The sequence below is a fragment of the Corynebacterium poyangense genome (assembly GCF_014522205.1).
Classification (GTDB): domain Bacteria; phylum Actinomycetota; class Actinomycetes; order Mycobacteriales; family Mycobacteriaceae; genus Corynebacterium; species Corynebacterium poyangense.
This window is the reverse complement of the sequence record NZ_CP046884.1, coordinates 1,359,053-1,375,362: the sequence shown is the minus strand read 5'-3', so window position 1 is coordinate 1,375,362 and position 16,310 is coordinate 1,359,053. Positions and strand designations below refer to the sequence as shown.

At 52.6% G+C, this 16,310-nt stretch carries 15 protein-coding genes; all 15 read left to right on the top strand.

Going from position 1 to position 16,310, the window contains the following annotated elements; genetic code table 11:
* Window positions 1–46 precede the first annotated feature (46 nt).
* The 15 genes from aspS to nusB all read left to right on the top strand — a co-directional run bounded on the left by aspS (window position 47) and on the right by nusB (window position 16,250).
* Window positions 47–1,843 (top strand): aspartate--tRNA ligase, encoded by a 1,797-nt coding sequence (gene aspS, locus GP475_RS06430; protein ID WP_187973628.1) that lies wholly within the window; start codon window positions 47–49, stop codon window positions 1,841–1,843.
* 176 nt (window positions 1,844–2,019) lie between these two features.
* On the top strand, window positions 2,020–3,255 hold the full coding sequence (locus GP475_RS06425) for a phosphotransferase family protein (protein ID WP_187973627.1): 1,236 nt from the start codon (window positions 2,020–2,022) through the stop codon (window positions 3,253–3,255).
* Window positions 3,255–4,622, top strand: coding sequence for a replication-associated recombination protein A (locus GP475_RS06420; RefSeq protein WP_187973626.1), 1,368 nt, complete (start codon window positions 3,255–3,257; stop codon window positions 4,620–4,622). Before GP475_RS06425 ends, GP475_RS06420 begins: the two co-directional genes overlap by 1 nt.
* 77 nt (window positions 4,623–4,699) lie before the next feature.
* The gene (gene alaS, locus GP475_RS06415) at window positions 4,700–7,375 is read left to right on the top strand and encodes an alanine--tRNA ligase (RefSeq protein WP_187973625.1); all 2,676 of its coding nucleotides are present in this window, start codon (window positions 4,700–4,702) and stop codon (window positions 7,373–7,375) included.
* A 164-nt stretch (window positions 7,376–7,539) separates the two neighbouring features.
* The gene (ruvX, locus tag GP475_RS06410) at window positions 7,540–8,052 is read left to right on the top strand and encodes a Holliday junction resolvase RuvX (RefSeq protein ID WP_187973624.1); all 513 of its coding nucleotides are present in this window, start codon (window positions 7,540–7,542) and stop codon (window positions 8,050–8,052) included.
* Window positions 8,045–9,238, top strand: coding sequence for an endolytic transglycosylase MltG (mltG, locus tag GP475_RS06405; RefSeq protein ID WP_262485147.1), 1,194 nt, complete (start codon window positions 8,045–8,047; stop codon window positions 9,236–9,238). The genes ruvX and mltG overlap by 8 nt, the downstream gene beginning before the upstream one ends.
* A 6-nt stretch (window positions 9,239–9,244) precedes the next feature.
* Entirely contained in the window at window positions 9,245–10,105 is an 861-nt protein-coding gene (locus GP475_RS06400) for a shikimate dehydrogenase (protein ID WP_262485146.1), read from the top strand.
* Window positions 10,106–10,167: 62 nt separating this feature from the next.
* Window positions 10,168–10,605, top strand: a complete 438-nt coding sequence (locus GP475_RS06395) for a prepilin peptidase (protein ID WP_187973623.1) — start codon at window positions 10,168–10,170, stop codon at window positions 10,603–10,605.
* Between the two features lie 24 nt (window positions 10,606–10,629).
* Window positions 10,630–11,841 carry a chorismate synthase gene (gene aroC / locus GP475_RS06390; RefSeq protein WP_187973622.1) on the top strand — a complete coding sequence of 404 codons (1,212 nt, stop codon included), beginning with the start codon at window positions 10,630–10,632 and terminating at the stop codon, window positions 11,839–11,841.
* Window positions 11,834–12,361 carry a shikimate kinase gene (locus GP475_RS06385; protein ID WP_187973621.1) on the top strand — a complete coding sequence of 176 codons (528 nt, stop codon included), beginning with the start codon at window positions 11,834–11,836 and terminating at the stop codon, window positions 12,359–12,361. Before aroC ends, GP475_RS06385 begins: the two co-directional genes overlap by 8 nt.
* A gap of 47 nt (window positions 12,362–12,408) precedes the next feature.
* Window positions 12,409–13,506: a 3-dehydroquinate synthase gene (gene aroB / locus GP475_RS06380; protein ID WP_187973620.1), complete on the top strand. Its 1,098-nt coding sequence runs from the start codon at window positions 12,409–12,411 to the stop codon at window positions 13,504–13,506.
* 7 nt (window positions 13,507–13,513) lie between these two features.
* A complete protein-coding gene (gene aroQ, locus GP475_RS06375) occupies window positions 13,514–13,948 on the top strand; it encodes a type II 3-dehydroquinate dehydratase (protein ID WP_187973619.1) in 435 nt (144 codons plus the stop codon).
* A gap of 17 nt (window positions 13,949–13,965) precedes the next feature.
* Window positions 13,966–15,057: an aminopeptidase P family protein gene (locus tag GP475_RS06370; RefSeq protein ID WP_187975828.1), complete on the top strand. Its 1,092-nt coding sequence runs from the start codon at window positions 13,966–13,968 to the stop codon at window positions 15,055–15,057.
* Window positions 15,058–15,111: 54 nt separating this feature from the next.
* Window positions 15,112–15,675 carry an elongation factor P gene (gene efp, locus GP475_RS06365; RefSeq protein WP_187973618.1) on the top strand — a complete coding sequence of 188 codons (564 nt, stop codon included), beginning with the start codon at window positions 15,112–15,114 and terminating at the stop codon, window positions 15,673–15,675.
* Window positions 15,676–15,680: 5 nt separating this feature from the next.
* A complete protein-coding gene (nusB, locus tag GP475_RS06360) occupies window positions 15,681–16,250 on the top strand; it encodes a transcription antitermination factor NusB (protein ID WP_262485145.1) in 570 nt (189 codons plus the stop codon).
* Window positions 16,251–16,310: the final 60 nt, after the last annotated feature.

Below are 16,310 nucleotides of genomic sequence, written 5' to 3'. Positions count from 1 at the left end.
TATCTTGCTGGTTTCAAACTCTGAACTCGGAAGGACATCAACAACCGTGTTGCGAACCCATCTTGCGGGGGAACTCCGCAAAGAACACGCAGGCCAAACCGTTACCTTGACGGGTTGGGTGTCACGTCGGCGAGATCACGGGGGCGTAATCTTCATCGATTTGCGGGACCGGTCTGGTATTGCACAGGTCGTTTTCCGGAAATCCGAGGTTGCAGCCCGGGCTCACGAGTTACGCAGCGAGTATTGTCTTCAAGTGACGGGCGTGGTCGAAGAGCGCCCAGAGGGCTCGCAAAATCCGAACCTGTCCAGTGGTGATATTGAAGTCAATATCGCTGAATTAGAGGTGCTTAACCCTTCTGCCGCACTACCTTTCCAAGTGGATGCCGGTGAGGGAACCAGCGGTGGGGAAGTAGGAGATGAAACTCGGCTACGTTACCGCTACTTGGATTTGCGACGTCCCTCTCAAGGTGCTGTCTTAAGGCTGCGTTCCAAGGCAAACCAAGCGGCGCGCCGGGTTCTTGAAGCCCACGACTTTACCGAGATTGAAACTCCGACTCTCACCCGCTCCACGCCAGAAGGTGCTCGTGACTTCCTGGTACCAGCTCGACTAAAGCCGGGAACATTCTATGCTCTGCCTCAGTCCCCTCAGCTTTTTAAACAGCTGCTCATGGTGGCTGGCATGGAACGCTACTACCAAATTGCTCGTTGTTATCGTGACGAGGATTTCCGTGCCGACCGTCAGCCTGAATTTACTCAGCTCGATATCGAGATGAGCTTTATCGAACAAGATGACATTATCGCCTTAGCTGAGGAAATTGTTCGGGAGTTGTGGAAGCTGATTGGCTATGAGATTTCCACCCCCATTCCACGGATGACCTATGCCGAAGCTATGGAGAAATACGGAACAGATAAACCTGATCTCCGCTTCGATATTCAGATCACCGAATGCACCGAGTTTTTTGCTCACACCACCTTCCGCGTATTCCAGAATGAGTATGTCGGAGCAGTTGTTATGCAAGGTGGGGCCTCCCAGCCGCGTCGTCAGCTTGATGCTTGGCAAGAGTGGGCCAAACAACGTGGCGCCAAGGGACTGGCTTATATTTTGGTCCAGGACGATGGGGAATTAACTGGTCCGGTAGCAAAAAACATTACCGATGCTGAGCGCGCTGGAATTGCTGAGCACGTGGGTGCTCAGCCTGGTGACTGTATCTTCTTTGCTGCCGGTGATGTGAAATCCTCACGTGCGTTGTTGGGTGCTGCCCGCAATGAAATCGCTGAAAAACTAGGTCTTATTAAACCTGGGGATTGGGCTTTCACCTGGGTAGTTGATGCTCCGCTATTTGAACCTACTGCTGATGCCCAAGCCTCCGGGGATGTAGCGTTAGGGCATTCCTCCTGGACTGCAGTTCACCATGCGTTTACGGCGCCGAAGAAAGAATGGTTGGATTCTTTCGATACCAACCCTGCTGAGGCAACTTCCTACGCCTATGACATTGTGTGTAATGGTAACGAAATCGGTGGTGGATCAATCCGTATCCATCAGCGTGAAGTTCAAGAGCGCGTATTTAAGGTGATGGGAATTAATGAGGACGAAGCTCGAGAGAAGTTCGGTTTCCTCCTGGATGCCTTTGCCTTTGGCGCCCCGCCCCACGGCGGCATTGCCTTTGGCTGGGATCGGATAATCTCATTGCTGGCAAATCGAGATTCAATTCGTGATGTTATTGCCTTCCCTAAGTCCGGTGGTGGTGTTGATCCGCTGACGGATGCACCGGCTCCGATTACTCCACAGCAGCGCCGCGAATCAGGAATCGACGCCAAACCGGCAAAGAAGGTCACTAACTAGAAAGAATCTACGTCTCATTCAGGGGTAAAGGCATAGGTTTTCCACTGTGCCCATTCCCTACGGGCTAGTAACTCGCTAGAGTCTCATGGGGAGAGCCGGTTGACGGAACTCCCCATGCGAGTTTGTGAGGCTGTTAACCTCTGTCCGCTACCGGTGAGTATCCAAGGAGATTAGCTGTGAAGAGTACCGAGGACATTACTGATTTAGCCGAGCGTTTACTGTCGGTCAGATTTGGTGGACGCCAAAAACTCAGTGATATCGAAACTCTTTCAGGCACGGGTAACGCAATTGTGTTGCGCGCTCGGGTAGCTCAATCTCCTTTTTTAGAGAACCGCAGCCTCATTATTAAATACACCCCTCGAACCAGTGATCCCCTTGATGACGTGGCGTTATTGCGGGAAGTAGTGGCCTATCAATTTACGACGTCCTTAGCCGAGGATGTTCGTCCTGGACCGATATTGGTGGCCTATGACATCCCCCAAAGAATTATCGTGATCTCTGATTCGGGAGATGGTGATACCTTCGCTGAACTTCTGAGTAGAACTGAGGAAGAAGCCCGGGCGAATATTCTGCGTAACTTGGGACAATCCATTGGCCGGATGCACGCGGGGACAGCGGACCGGGAGGATAATTTTGATACCCTTCAAGCTCGGATGCTACGGCAACACCCCGAAGCAGCAGCCTTGGCTAAGGCTCGAGATCACGCCCTGGAATATTCTTTGGGAACTGGCTTAGAGTTGCTCGAAGACGCCGGTATTAAGATCCCCGCAACAGTGATTGATTTTAGTGACCAAGCAAGGCGTCGGCTTTTAAGAGGACAGCACCGGGCTTTTACCCCCTTTGACTTGTCGCCCGACAATATTATTGTTGCCCATCGCACTCATTTTCTTGACTACGAATGGGCCGGCTTCCGCGACGCCACCTTTGATATAGCCTGCGTTGTAGCTGGATTTCCGCAATTTCTCTTCTCTCGGCCCATCAGCGATGATGATGCTGATATTTTCATTGATGCGTGGGTGGAGGAAGTCAAGAGCATCTGGCCTAATGTGCGCAATGAACAACGTTTGCACGTGCGCATTGTGATAGCGATGGTGGGATGGGCGCTTGCTAGCATCTCACTCATGCATTTTGGCTCCTTAAATAACGTAGCTTTGGCTCAAACACGGAGCGATGGTGACTATTCTCACCAGCTACCAGAAGAGCATCGGGCAGAAGTAGATGTGTTACGCCCGAGCACGCAAGGGCCTTTTAGCGAAGAGGAGCTGCTCGTTCGTCGGGATCTTCATGAAACCTTTGAAGCATTAGCGCGTTTTGCCGCCCGAGGAAGCGATAGCAGGCTACCCGTCGTTGCTGAATTTGCTGCGGAAGTCGCTGAACGTTTAACACCGATTTCTGATTTTCCGCAGAACTAATGTCTGAACAGGGAGAGCTATTTGAGCACCCCGCACCTGGTGGAAACGTGGGAGGATCCACAGCCCAGGGAAGGGAGATCTTCGCTGCCCCCACAGGGGCACCTTTAGCGGCCCGGATGCGTCCGACTTGCCTTGATGATGTAGCTGGTCAAGAGCATCTTTTAGGGCCAGGCAAGCCACTGCGCCGGTTGATCGAGGGATCCGGGGAGGCGTCCGTCATTCTTTATGGACCTCCGGGAACAGGGAAAACTACTATTGCCTCCCTCATCTCCACCGCAACGCAGCGTAAATTCATTGGTCTTTCTGCGTTAAGCTCCGGAGTCAAAGAGGTCCGCGCCGTTATTGATCAAGCTCGACGAGATCTCATCCATGGACATCGCACCGTCCTATTTATTGATGAGGTTCATCGATTTTCTAAAACGCAACAGGATGCTCTTTTAGCGGCGGTTGAAAATCGTACTGTCTTATTGGTGGCAGCTACCACAGAGAACCCCTCATTTTCGGTCGTGGCTCCCTTGTTGTCGCGATCCTTGCTGCTTCAGTTGCGCCCCTTATCAGATGAGGCATTGAGAGAAGTGATCCTTCGGGCGATATCGGATGATCAGGGTTTAGCCGGGCGAGTCTCTATAGATGAGGATGCTTTAACACAGTTAGTGTTACTTGCTGGGGGAGATGCGCGTCGAGCTTTAACGTACTTAGAGGCTGCTGCCGAAGCAGTTAATGATGGTCAGTCAGTAAGTATTGAGGTGCTCCGAGACAATATCAACCGGGCTGTGGTGCGCTATGACCGAGACGGAGACCAACATTATGACGTGATCAGTGCATATATTAAGTCAATCCGGGGGTCCGACGTTGATGCAGCTCTGCACTATTTAGCACGAATGGTAGAAGCAGGGGAAGATCCTCGTTTTATTGCTCGACGACTTATTATCCACGCCAGCGAAGATATTGGCTTGGCTGATCCCACCGCGCTCACCACAGCTGTGAATGCTGCGCAAGCGGTAGCACTAGTTGGAATGCCTGAGGCGAGATTGACCTTGGCTCAAGCAACAATCCACCTGGCCACGGCGCCTAAATCTAATGCTGTTATTGAAGCGATGAACGCAGCCCAGCAGGATGTGCGTGAGGGAAAGATAGGTCCGGTTCCTCCGCATCTGCGCGACGGTCATTATGAAGGAGCTAAAAAACTCGGCAACGCAGTGGGGTATCGCTATCCGCATGATGATCCGACGGGCATCGTGAAACAACAATATATCCCAGAGATTTTGCAGGAAGCCCGCTATTATCGGCCCCGGCCGCGGGGCGCAGAAAAGCGGATATACGACTTTCTTGACCGGCTGCGCACCATCGTGCGTGGTGCCGGGTAAAGTGTTAGCCCGACGGCTGCTAAGGCCCTGTTCCACAAAACCACATTTATAGTCGATACAACCCAAGGAGCACTGCTGTGCAAACCCATGAGATCAGGGAGCGTTTTACTGCGCACTTTGTCAAATCCGGGCATACCGAGGTCCCTAGCGCATCGCTGATCCTGGATGATCCCACCCTGCTTTTTGTGAATGCAGGGATGGTGCCATTCAAACCCTACTTCTTGGGGCAGCAAACTCCACCATTTCCTAACGGCACCGCTACGAGTATCCAAAAGTGTGTGCGCACTCTAGATATCGAAGAAGTAGGTATTACCACGCGGCACAATACCTTCTTTCAGATGGCTGGGAACTTCTCCTTTGGTCAGTACTTTAAGAAAGGCGCCATCACCTACGCCTGGTGTCTGTTGACCGGTTCCCTGGAGGAGGGGGGCTATGGGTTAGATCCAGAGCGCCTCTGGGTGACCTGCTACCTGGATGATGATGAAGCGGCCGACATTTGGCATCACCACATTGGAGTCCCTAAGGAAAGAATTCAGCGCTTAGGGATGGCAGACAACTATTGGTCTATGGGAGTACCCGGTCCGTGTGGACCGTGCTCGGAAATCTACTATGATCGCGGGCCGGAATATGGGGCGGAGGGTGGCCCCATAGCGGATGATAACCGCTACATGGAGATTTGGAACCTCGTGTTTATGCAGAATGAACGGGGAGAGGGCAGCGGAAAAGGTGATTTTGAAATCCTTGGCCCGCTTCCGAAGAAGAACATTGACACGGGTCTCGGTATTGAACGTGTTGCCTGTATTTTGCAGGGCGTAGACAATGTTTATGAAACTGACTTATTACGCCCGGTCATCGATGTGGCCGCTGAGCTCAGTGGAGCCGATTATGGCAGCGACCATGACCGCGATGTGAAGTTCCGTGTTATCGCTGATCACTCCCGCACGGGCATGATGCTCATCCTTGACGGGGTCACTCCTGGTAACGAGGGACGTGGCTATATCCTTCGGCGCTTGTTGCGTCGGATTATTCGTTCTGCTCGGTTACTGGGCGCAACCGGACCCACGATGGAACAGTTTATGAGCACCATCATGGACACCATGACCCCGTCTTTCCCCGAGATTAAGAAAAACCGGGAGCGGATACTAAAGACCGCGGTCAATGAAGAAACTGCGTTCCTTAAAACCTTGGAATCAGGAACCGAACTTTTTGATCACGCCGCTGCTGAAACCCGCGCCCAGGATAGGAAAACTATTAGTGGTGAACGAGCCTTTGCGCTTCATGACACCTATGGTTTCCCGATTGACTTGACTCTAGAAATGGCGCGGGAACAAGGCCTTGAGGTAGATACCGAGGGCTTTGAGAAACTGATGGCGGAACAAAAGGCACGGGCAAAGGCAGATAACAAGGCCAAGAAGCACGGGCATCAAGATCTATCGGTCTTTAGGGAGTTTGTGGATGAGCACCCAACCGAGTTCGTTGGTTATGAGAACTTGAGTTCAGAATCCACCATCGTTGGTTTGGTTCATAACGGACAGACTATTACCGAGGCCCACCCAGGAGATGAAGTTGACGTCATCGTTGACCTTAGCCCCATGTACGCGGAATCCGGTGGTCAACTGGGTGATCGAGGGTTCTTCCGCTACGGAGGCATTGAGTTTCCCATTAACGATGTTCAGAAGATCGCTAAAAAGGTATGGGTTCATAAGACGCGGATCCCGGATAACGCTCAGCTTGAACTAGGGGCACAGGTAGAAACAGTGGTAGATGAGGCCTGGCGCCACGCTGCTCGTCAAGCGCACTCGGCGACTCACTTAATTCACGGTGCTCTTCGGCAAGTGCTTGGGCCAACCGCAGTGCAAGCTGGTTCGATGAATAAACCTGGATATTTACGCTTTGACTTCAATTACACTGAACAGCTCAGTCCAGAGCAATTAGCGCAGATTGAAGATATTACCAATGCGGTGGTTGATGCAGACTACCAGGTCAACACCATTGAGACTAGCTTGGAAGAAGCTAAAGCCATGGGGGCGATGGCGCTCTTTGGCGAAAACTATGGTGATATTGTCCGGGTCGTGGAAATCGGTGGGGCATTTTCACGAGAACTGTGCGGAGGAACCCACGTTGGACACTCCTCCCAAATTGGTCCCGTTGCGGTGTTAGGCGAGTCTTCCGTAGGTTCCGGGGTACGACGCATTGAAGCCTTTTCCGGATTAGACTCCTTCCGGTATTTATCCAAGGAGCGGGCTTTAGCTGAAGGCCTGGCGGCGCATTTTAAGACACCAAGCAATCAGCTACCTGAGCGAATCGCTCAACTTACCGCTAAGTTAAAAGCAGCGGAAAAGCACATTGCGGAGTTACACCGTCAGCAGTTGAGTTCTAATATCAGCAACTTTGTTGACCAAGCTCAGGTGGTCAATGGTGTCAAAGTCATCGCAGAACAACTCCCAGCAGGAACTAAAGCCGGTGATCTACGAACACTAGCTGCAGATATTCGTGGCCGGTGTGGTGAGGGCGCCGCTGTGGTTGTGCTGGCCGCCGAGGACGAGAACGCGAAAGTTCCCTTCGTGATCGGTGCTACTAAAGCGGCAACGCAGCGCGGAATACACTGCGGTGACTTGGTGAAAGTTTTCGGCGAATACATTTCTGGCCGAGGTGGCGGCAAACCTGATATGGCTCAGGGCTCAGGAACCCAGGCGGGGGGACTCGACGCCGGCTTCAGTGCGGTAATAGAGGAACTTCACAACTTTAAGTAATTACTGTTCGAAGCCTTGATTTCTAAGAAAAATAGGGGAACACACGCGGTGTGATTCCCCTTTTTCGTTGCCAAACCGTTACCTTTATAGAGAGATCTGCCTCCAATTCAGATCACATACCCAGTTCTTTATCAGTTTTCCACTAGGAAGGTCCCACCTCCATAATGAAAGAGACCCCGGATACTCCTGGCGCAGATGACCCAGGATCCGGCCGACGCATCGGCATTGACGTCGGCACTGTGCGAATTGGTGTGGCGGCATCGGATCGAGATGCCCGATTAGCAATGCCCGTAGAGACAGTTCCTCGTGACACCCGGTTAGACGACAACGTTGACGGGACCGATATTGACCGACTAGTGGAAATTATCGCTGAATATGACGCAGTGGAAGTGGTTGTGGGTTTACCTCGTGACCTCAACGGCCACGGCTCTATCAGTGTGCAGCATGCCAAAGATATTGCCAAGCGGATAGCTCGCCGACTTCAAGAAGTCCATCGTCCTCTACCGGTTCGGTTAGCTGATGAGCGCCTGAGCACAGCTATTGCCACCCAAGCCTTGCGCTCTAGTGGGGTGAATACCCGTCGAGGCCGCAAAGTCATAGATCAAGCCGCAGCGGTAGAAATTCTCCAGTCTTGGCTGGATGCGCGTAAACGTTTAGAGGGAGAAAGTCATGACTAAAACCGCTCGACGCAATCCCCGAGGGTGGCGAATGGAACCCAAATATGTCAAGCGTCGTCAGCGTGGCCTGGCAGTTCTCATTGCGGCACTGACCCTGATTATTTTCGCAATCATTTACATCGGGGTAAAAATCACCGGCGGATCATCCACCGACTATCGGGGAGAAGGAAACGGCATGGTTCAGTTAGTTGAAATACCAGAAGGATCTACGCTTTCTCAGCTGGGGCCGGGGTTAGTGGAAAAAGGTATCGTGAAAAGCGATTCTGCATTCCAATCAGCAGCGGCAAGAAACCCGAACGCCGGAAATGTGCAGCCTGGGCTGTATCGTCTCCAGGAAGAAATGAGTGCCACTGCCGCGGTTCAGGCTTTGACTGACCCCAACAACCAAGTGGAGTTTCTCGATATCCCCGGTGGGGCTACGTTAAGAGATGTCAAAGTTGTTGGTGGTCAAAGTCGACCAGGGATTTATTCCGAGATTTCCCGGATATCCTGTGCCGAAAACCCAGATAATTGTGTATCTGTAGCGCAATTGGAAGAAGTAGCTGCGAAGACCGATCCCACTGAACTGGGAGTGCCTAGTTGGGCCGTCGACGCGGTGAATTCTCGTGGCGATGACCCCCGCCGCCTAGAGGGTTTAATTATTCCAGGCCGATACGTGGTGAATCCCGATATGAACGCCAAGGAAATTCTTAGTGACTTGGTGACGAGATCCGCTCAAAAATACAGTGACACTGGAATTGTGGATCGTGCTCGAGATATTGGATTATCCCCCTATCAGCTCATTATCGCGGCCTCTTTGGTGGAAAGAGAAGCCCCAGCGAATGATTTTGATAAGGTAGCCCGCGTTATTCTTAATCGTCTCCATAAGCCCATGCGCTTGGAGTTTGACTCCACTGTTAATTACGACCTTTCTGAGCAGGAAGTGGCAACTACTGATCAGGACCGCAGTCGAAAAACTCCGTGGAATACCTACGCTAAAGATGGATTGCCGGAAACCCCTATTGCGGCACCTTCAGAACACGCCATTCAAGCTATGGAGCATCCAGCTCAGGGGGATTGGCTCTTCTTTGTCACGGTGGATTCAAATGGCACCACCGTCTTTAGTAAAACGTTTGAGGAGCATCAAGCAGCTACTCAACGGGCCATCGAATCTGGAATGCTTGATAGTCGACGGGGAAGGAACTAAACCACGGTGAGTGATACGGTCTCCCATTCCCAGCCCGATATTCGCCACCGGGTGGCTGTGCTTGGTTCCCCCATTGAGCATTCCCTTTCGCCTGTTCTTCATCAAGCTGGCTATCATGCCTTAGGACTTGAAGACTGGGAATATAACCGCATTGAATGCACTGCAGAGCAATTGGCCACGATTGTCGACTCTGCAGATGCCAGTTACGTCGGATTTTCAGTGACCATGCCGGGGAAGTTTGCGGCCTTAGAATTAGCCGATGAGGCCACCGCTCGGGCTCAAGAGATAGGGTCAGCCAATACGCTGGTGCGCACTAGCCAGGGGTGGCGGGCAGATAACACAGACTGCGATGGCATTGCTGGAGTGTTGGCTGAGTTGCTGGGTGAGCACCATGACAATCTGGGGCATTGCCTGGTAATTGGCGGTGGTGGAACTGCACGCCCTGCGCTGTGGACATTGGCTGAGGGCGGTGCTGAAAAAATCACCGTGGTGAATCGCAGTGATCGGCGAGCCGAGTTGGAACCCCTAGCGACGTCTCGCGGCGCGGAATTTGCACTCATCGGTTATGATGCGGACCTTCGCACTCTTGCTGGTGAAGTCGATGTTGTGGTGTCTACAGTTCCTTCGTCGAGCATTGCTGGCCTGGAAGCTGATTTAGCTCATGCTCCTGTTGTGGATGTGATCTATGATCCGTGGCCAACCCCTCTGGTTGCTCAGGCTGCAGCCAATGGTTATCGCACGGTAGGGGGCCATATCATGTTGGCCTATCAGTCTTATGGTCAGTTTGAGCAGTTTACCGGACATCAAGCGCCATGGCAGGCCATGCGTCAAGCCTTGGAACATTACGTCCACAAGCCCCTGTCTTAGGGTAAACTCCGGACTAAAGAAGAGGGGTATAACGGGGAACATAACAGGGGGGGATAAGGCCGATGAATGTCGTGCTTGGTGTTGTGGCCGGTGTGGGTGTGCTGCTATGGGGCTGGAGACTTATCTGGTGGGATCTGAAATGTCAGCGCCTACCCAACCACCTGACCGTTCCAGCCGCTGCCATCATGACCTTGGGGGTGATTTTCAGCCATCATCCTCACTGGATAATCGGTGGCCTAGTATGGTCCGGGGTGTACTTCCTCGGCGTGGTGTGGAGTCGGGGAGGGTTAGGCGGGGGAGATGTGAAATTAGCCTTCAGTTTGGGGATTATCGCCAGTATGGGGGGAGTGCTGGGGGTGATCCTTGCAATGCTTTTTAGCAACGCTATCAGCGTGTTTTCGCTGATAAAACAGCATCGACGCGCCCAGCCGCACGGTCCTGCCATGATTGCCGGGACCATCCTGGGATTAGTGATCGGGGGTACTATAACAACCTGGTGAATAGGTAATGAGAGAATAAGAAACATGCTTCGTTGGACCACCGCAGGAGAATCCCACGGCCAAGCTCTCATCGCGCTTTTGGAAAATATTCCAGCGCAGGTCAGCGTGACCCGAGAGGATGTCGCCTTCCAATTGGCGCGACGTCGCTTGGGTTATGGACGCGGCGCTCGAATGAAATTTGAAGCCGATGAAGTCACTTTTGTTGGGGGTATTCGCCATGGCGAAACTTTAGGGTCTCCGGTGGCCATCATGATTGGAAACACCGAGTGGCCTAAGTGGACCACCATCATGTCTGCCGATCCGCTTGATCTTGATGATGAGGACGTAGCTAAGGCCATGTCGTCGGGGCGCGGAGCGAAATTAACTCGACCGCGACCTGGACACGCCGATTTTGCCGGAATGATGAAATATGATCATGAGGAAGCCCGCCCCATTTTAGAGCGCTCCTCAGCACGAGAAACCGCAGCGCGAGTCGCCGTCGGAACGGTCGCCCGGAACTTCCTGCGCCAGGTTTTGGGCGTTGAGGTCTTGTCCCACGTTATTTCCATCGGACGAAGCGCCCCCTACCAGGGGCCAGACCCACAACCCTCAGACCTCGAGCAGATTGACCAATCGCCGGTACGAGCTTTTTCCGCAGACGCTGAGGAATCCATGATTGCTGAAATCGATGCGGCTAAGAAGGCTGGAGATACCCTCGGGGGAATAGTAGAGGTTATTGTCCATGGTCTTCCGATTGGGTTAGGAAGCCATATTTCTGCTGATCAACGTCTGGATGGTCAACTTGCCCAGGCGGTTATGAGTATTCAAGCCATCAAGGGCGTCGAGATCGGTGATGGCTTTGAGGAAGCCCGGCGCCGAGGATCCGAGGCCCATGATGAGATGGTGTATCACCAGAGCAGTATCCAGCGTCTTTCCAATCGTGCGGGTGGTCTCGAGGGGGGAATGACCAATGGAGAACCGTTGCGGGTGCGAGCGGCGATGAAACCGATTTCCACCGTCCCGCGGGCGTTGAGAACTGTTGATATGTCTGATGGTTCTGCGGCTACCGGAATACATCAGAGATCAGATGTGTGCGCGGTGCCGGCGGCTGCTGTTGTCGCTGAGTCGATGGTGGCGTTAGTGCTGGCCCGAGCAGTGCTACAAAAATTCGGGGGGGATAGTATCAGGGAGATCCGACGCAATATCGACGGGTATGTAGCTCAGGTAGACAATCGCTTGGAGTTTAAAGATGAATGAGCATTCAGGTACTTCACCTTTGCTGGTCTTGGTAGGTTTGCCTGGGGCCGGAAAATCTACCATTGCGCGTCGCCTGGGGAGAGCATTAAATCTTCCGGTGGTTGATAGTGATGAACTAATCGAAGAAAAATACGGCAAGAGTTGCGGGGATATCTTCAGCGATCTTGGCGAAGAAAAGTTCCGAGAGATAGAGGCTGAAGTTGTTGCTGACGCTCTTCATCAACCAGGGATTCTTGCCCTAGGAGGCGGCGCTGTTCTCCATGAGGAGACTAGGAAACTGCTCTTACATCACAACGTGGTGTGGGTGGATGTGAGCGCTGCCGAAGGTGCTCGCCGCACCGAAGGGGACCGTAATAGACCGGTCTTAGCTGCCGCTGACCCGGTAGCTCATTACCAACAACTCCATGATCAGCGCCGGCCGTTTTACCAAGAGGTGGCTAGTTTCCGGGTGCGCACTGACCAACGTCGTCCGCAACAAGTCGTGGCCGATATTCTCGGATACCTCGACACATTAGACTAGGCGGACTCTATCTTTGAGTCGTTATACCACTACAGAAAGCTGATATTGTGAGCCAGATCATCCCCGTCTCAGGACCGCATCCCTATGAGGTAACCATTGGGGCTAACCTCCATCACCGTATCGCACAGCGAATAGCTCAGCTACCCGGCGCCCAAAAGGCTCTCATTGTTCACCAGGGCCCGTTGACTTCTGTTGCTCAAGAATTAGCGGACACCATTGAAAAGCAGGGGATTTCGGTGTTTTGTGCCGAGGTCCCTGATGCGGAGGCGGGGAAAACTCTCGACGTCGCTGGACAAGTCTGGGACCAACTCGGGGTTTTAGAATTTGGTCGCAAAGATGTCATTGTGGGCCTCGGTGGCGGAGCGGTTACTGATCTGTCGGGCTTTATTGCTGCATGTTGGATGCGGGGAATTAAAGTTGTTCAGGTTCCTACCACGTTATTAGCTATGGTGGATGCCGCTGTTGGCGGTAAAACGGGAATTAATACTGCTGCGGGAAAAAATCTGGTGGGGGCGTTTCATGAGCCAGATTCGGTGTTTATTGACACTGATCGTTTGGCTACTTTGCCGGAGGATGAAATTATCGCCGGCAGCGCAGAAATTATTAAGACAGGTTTTATTGCCGATCCAGTGATTCTTCAGCGCTATGAGGAAAACGCTGAGGCTTGCCTGGATGTTCATGGTGTTCTTCCTGAGCTCATTGGGCGTTCGGTAGCTGTTAAAGCCAAGGTTGTCGCTGAGGATCTTGAAGAAGCAGGATTGAGGGAAATCCTGAACTATGGGCATACTTTTGGTCACGCAGTAGAGCTCAGAGAACAGTTTCAGTGGCGTCATGGACGTGCGGTAGCGGTTGGGATGATGTTTGCCGCGTATCTTGCTAAGCGGGTCGGGCTGATTGATGAAGCACTGGTGCAACGGCACCGCCGGATCATCCAGTCCGTAGGTTTAACTACGACCTATGAGGCTGGACATTTTGAGGAACTCAAAGCAGGAATGCAGCGGGATAAGAAGAACCGACTGGGAAAGATTCGATTTGTTCTGCTTGAAGAGGTTGGGCGTCTCACGCGGCTAGAGGGCCCCACAGATGATGATCTTAAAGCGGCCTATCAGCGCTTAACTCAAGAACACTCAACCGCTGCGAAGTAGAGGAATAATGAAGGTTTTAGTCTTAAACGGTCCCAACTTGAATCGTCTTGGTCGACGCCAACCAGAGATTTACGGACGAGAAACCCTCGCTGATGTGGAAGCACAGATCCGTACGCGTGCCGCTACCTTAGGGCTAGATGTTGAGTGTCGACAGTCAAATGCAGAATCAGAGCTTATTGACTGGGTACACCAGGCGGCGGATAACAACTGGGCTGTGATTATCAACCCGGGTGGTTTTACCCATACCTCGGTGGCGTTGCGAGATGCCCTCGTCGAGCTTAATGATTCCGGGCAGCATGGTTTTGTCGAGGTGCACATCTCCAATATTCATGCTCGGGAGGAGTTTCGTCACCACAGCTATTTATCCCCCATTGCTCGCGGAGTCATCGCAGGCTTGGGCACACGCGGGTATCTTTTAGCTTTAGAGTATTTTGCCGGGTGACCGAGAGAAAGATCCTTATGCCATTAGCTGATACACGGTATGAAACTAGACGTCGCACCTTAGCCGCGCAGCTAGCAAGCCAGCGAATTGATGAGATGCTGGTGACCAATCTCATTCATATCCGATATCTCTCGGGTTTTTCAGGGTCCAACGCGGCGTTAACCGTGGCCACAGATTTACGGGTGAGGATAGCAACCGATGGTCGTTATACCACGCAAATTGCTGAAGAAGTTCCGGATATAGCGGCGACGATCGCCCGTCCCAGCGCTCAGGCCCTAATCCAGGATATTTCCGGACCGAAGCGGGTGGGCTTTGAAGCTGATTACGTATCTGTGGCGCAGCTGGAGGCTTGGCAGCGAGCGTGCGCCGAGGACGTGGAATTAGTTCCGGTCAGCGGGCTGATTGAAAATATCCGGCTCATTAAAGATCCGATAGAACTAACTGGTTTAAGAAATATTGCTGAACTAGCAACAACGGCGTTGGCGGATCTGTTGGCAGCTGGAGAGCTCGCGGTTGGTCGCACAGAACGTGAAGTTGCTGCGGATTTGGAATACCGGATGCGTCTTGCAGGTTCGGAGCGAACCAGTTTTGACACCATTGTTGCTTCTGGCCCCAATACAGCCAAGCCACATCACACAGCGACGGATCGCGTACTACGTCGCGGAGATTTGGTGACTATCGACTACGGGGCCTATGCCGATGGTTTTAATTCCGATGCCACCCGTACTTTTATCATGTGTGAACCTACGGATTTTTCCCGGGAAATCTATGAGGTGGTACTCCAAGCGCAGCTCGCCGGAATTGCGGCCGCTACCGCAGGAACCGCCTTAGTTGATGTGGATCGAGCGTGTCGAGACATCATCAGCCAAGCAGGTTATGGTGAATACTTCGTTCATTCCACCGGTCACGGGGTAGGCATGGAAGTGCATGAAGGCCCCTCGGCATCCACGGTCGGCAAAGGTGAACTTGCCCCCGGGATGACGTTGACCATCGAACCAGGTATTTATATTCCTGGGCGCGGGGGAGTGCGCATTGAAGATACGTTAATCATTACCCGGAGCCAACCCGAAATTATTACCGGTGTCTCTAAAGAGCTCACCGTGGTGTAGGGTATAAAGCCGATATTTGTCCCGGTTTCCCGATCTTTTGAGGAGATTACTTCAGTGGCAACCACTGCAGATTTTAAAAACGGCCTGGTGCTGAAGATCGATAATAAGCTTCAGCAAATTGTGGAGTTCCAGCATGTGAAGCCGGGCAAGGGCCCCGCTTTCGTGCGCACCAAATTAAAAGATGTGGTGTCTGGCAAAGTCACCGACAAGACTTTCAACGCTGGTGTCAAGGTAGAAACCGCGACGGTGGATCGTCGTGACATGACCTATTTGTATTTCGATGGTACGTCCTATGTGGTCATGGACGATAAAACCTATGAGCAGGTAGAACTAAGCGCTGACAAGTTTGGTGAAGCTTCTCGTTTCTTGCTGGAAAATATGCGCGTCCAGGTCTCTTTCCATGAGGGAGAAGCCTTATTCGCTGAACTTCCTACCTCTGTGGATCTGAAAATTGAGCACACTGATCCTGGCCTTCAGGGGGATCGTTCTACCGGTGGCACCAAGCCCGCCACGTTGGAAACTGGGGCTGAAATTCAGGTCCCGTTGTTCTTGGAAACCGGAAACGTCGTGAAAGTTGATACCCGCGACGGTTCCTACCTCTCCCGAGTTTCTAATTAATAGCGGTGAGCAGCACACCAGTGGAGAAGCGACCTCATAAGAAGGGCCGGATATACGGTGCTCGCTTCAAAGCGCGCCGCCGCGCGGTTGATATTCTTTTTGAAGCAGAAGCTCGCGATATTGATCCGGTAGCAATTGTCGAAGATCGAGTCGAGTTGGCTCGACGTTCCGATGCCCCGGTGGCTCCCATTGCGGATTACACCCGCGACATTGTCTCCGGGGTGGCGGTAGAAATCGATCGGATTGATGATGCCATCGAAGCCGCCCTGGCGGAGGATTGGGAATTGCACCGAATTCCCGCAGTAGATCGGGCAATCATGCGGGTATCGACGTGGGAATTATTATTTAATCCCGAGGTTCCTAAACCCACAGCCGTGGTTGAAGGAGTGGAACTAGCAAGCCAATATGCTGATCAGAAAGCGTCGGCATATATCAATGCCTTATTAGACGAGATCTCCCGTCGCGCTGATGAGTTAAGAGCAGAATTTGCGCGTGAAGATAGGGTAGAGACCTTCAACCCCGGCACAGATGAACCACAGCCATCCGTGGATGAGGCGAAACCCGAGGAGACCTAAGCGACCCGGCAGCGGGGGATCGGGATAGAAGTGCTATGATCGGGGGCGGTTCACTACCGA